At 43.8% G+C, this 1,538-nt stretch carries 2 protein-coding genes; one reads left to right on the top strand and one right to left on the bottom strand.

Features of this window, described 5'->3' with window-relative positions:
• Positions 1-76: 76 nt before the first annotated feature.
• On the bottom strand, positions 77-460 hold the full coding sequence (locus tag HZY94_RS04505) for a transposase (protein ID WP_179925176.1): 384 nt from the start codon (positions 458-460) through the stop codon (positions 77-79).
• Positions 461-1,170: 710 nt separating this feature from the next.
• Between HZY94_RS04505 and HZY94_RS04500 the strand changes: the two genes are divergently transcribed.
• Positions 1,171-1,538, top strand: a 368-nt coding sequence (locus HZY94_RS04500; protein ID WP_257151889.1) for a reverse transcriptase domain-containing protein, incomplete at its 3' end; no start/stop codon positions are given.

Raw genomic sequence — 1,538 nt, 5'->3', positions numbered from 1 at the left:
GTAATAGGTTGCGCATTTCTTCTAATTCTTCAGAAGCCTATGATACACGCCCTCCCCTCCTTAGAGGGGAGGATTTTTAGATAGAGTGGACAGCAGGAGATTGCATCCAGTAAACTCTGGCAAATAAATGCTCATGTTTCCGATAGCCGAAAGCAGAGCGCTTCAGAAGCTTAATTTTATTATTAGTTCCTTCAACGAGGCCATTATTGTAAGGCACAGAAAGGGCTAGACGGATAGATTCTTCCTTCTTTAAAAGAAAAGCTAGCTTATCACGAAAGCTTTGAGGGAGGAGCTCTGAATTTTGGCTCTCTCGAATCAAGTCAAAAAAGTAGTCCGCATTTCTTTCCTTAAAATATCCAAGTAGCAGTTGATAAAGGTTCCAAGTTTCCATCAACACAGGGCTATAATTGGCCAGTTCTAAAGCTATATCTTGTGCTGATACATAACGGCTCTTTGTCAACTGTAGTGGGTAGAATTTTACAATCTATAAATAGTGAGTACAATATAGCCTAAAAATGGCTTCCTTTCAATTCATATGGGATGCATTCCCTGTGGTGGGGGACGGCAGCGACCTCTGACGAGTTCCATGCCTTATTCGGGAACCGAAGTTTCCCGAATCCCCCCGATTCCAAGCTCGGTGGCTTGGAATCTTGTCAGTACGACGGGCATGTCGTATATCTGAGGTGCAAGTCCTCTGTGGGCACCTGCTACCGGTGAACCCAATAGCGACTCCCAAGCCTGACTATCGTGAGGTAGCGGGGAGAGGAAGGGATAGCGAAATCGTGGCTCTACGAACAGAAATGTGATATGAAGGCGTATGTAGTGGATGAGGAGGCTGAAAACTCTAAAGTCCCAAAAGGTAGTCGTAACCTATATGCGTAGATCACGAGAGTAAACGAGGAAAGATATACGACTTATCCCGTGAGGTCTCATGAGCGTCGTAGACGTAGTAACAACGAATCATGAGAAGTCAGCCGAACCCATAGTAGTGATGAAGTTTCTGTAATGGAAATGGAGCGAAGGGGCGAACAATTAACCGAAGTAATCCTACTTCACTTGTGTCTGTAAAAGAACGGTCTGATAGAACTGGAGACGGTCACGTATTGACTAGGAGAAGGTTCACGAATCTAAGATGTCCCTCAGACACCGAAACAAGAAAGGAATACGCACATGTCAGAATTGCTAGATAAGATATTATCTCGGAACAATATGCTTGAAGCCTATCATCAGGTAAAAAGAAACAAGGGTTCTGCTGGTATCGACGGAGTTACCATTGAGGAAATGGATAATTTCCTACGGCAACATTGGCGAGAAACCAAGGAACTTATAAAGCAGAGGAAGTACAAACCTCAACCAGTTTTACGAGTTGAAATTCCTAAGCCAAATGGTGGCGTCCGAAATCTTGGAATCCCTACAGTCATGGACAGAATGGTACAACAAGCGATTGTTCAAACCATCAGTCCAATCTGTGAAAGACACTTCTCAGAGTATAGTTATGGCTTTCGTCCCAATCGCTCTTGTGAGACAGCTATTATTCA

This window comes from Streptococcus danieliae (assembly GCF_013415245.1).
GTDB lineage: Bacteria > Bacillota > Bacilli > Lactobacillales > Streptococcaceae > Streptococcus > Streptococcus danieliae_A.
Note: the sequence above shows the minus strand (reverse complement) of the source record. Positions and strands in the feature narration are given on the sequence as shown.